Origin of the sequence: Burkholderia sp. AU6039 (genome assembly GCF_002223365.1) — a bacterium.
GTDB lineage: Bacteria > Pseudomonadota > Gammaproteobacteria > Burkholderiales > Burkholderiaceae > Burkholderia.
This window is the reverse complement of record NZ_NKFK01000034.1, coordinates 1-626: the sequence shown is the minus strand read 5'-3', so window position 1 is coordinate 626 and position 626 is coordinate 1. Positions and strand designations below refer to the sequence as shown.

The 626-nt window shown below is 63.9% G+C and carries 1 protein-coding gene; it reads left to right on the top strand.

Going from position 1 to position 626, the window contains the following annotated elements; genetic code table 11:
• On the top strand, positions 1-626 hold a 626-nt coding region (locus CFB39_RS38520; RefSeq protein WP_179257817.1), incomplete at its 5' end, for a 4Fe-4S dicluster domain-containing protein.

The following is a 626-nucleotide window of genomic DNA, read 5'->3' as shown; positions in this document are numbered from 1 at the left end:
CGGCGATCAAGACCGGCATGCTGGCGGCCGACGCCGCATTCGACGCGGTGCAGGCCGGCCGCCAGAGCGACGAGCTCAACGCGTACCCGGACGCCTTCAAGCAGTCGTGGCTGTACACGGAGCTGTATCGCGCGCGCAACTTCAAGCAGTGGATGGCCAAGGGGCTGTACCTCGGCACGCTGATGGTCGGGCTCGAGCAGAAGGTGATGGGCGGCAACGTGCCGTGGACGCTGCACCACAAGCATGCGGACCACGAAATGTTGAAGCCGGCGTCGCAATGCCAGCCGATCGAGTATCCGAAGCCGGACGGCAAGCTGACGTTCGACCGGCTCTCGTCGGTATTCATCTCGAACACGAACCACGAAGAGAACCAGCCGGCGCACCTGACGCTGAAGGATGCGAGCGTGCCGGTGAACGTGAACCTGCGTACGTACGCGGGGCCGGAGGCACGTTTCTGCCCGGCGGCCGTGTATGAGTTCGTGAAGAACGACGACGGCAGCGATCGCCTGGTGATCAACGCGCAGAACTGCGTGCACTGCAAGACCTGCGACATCAAGGACCCGACGCAGAACATCGTGTGGGTCACGCCGGAAGGCGGCGGCGGGCCGAATTACCCGAACATGTAA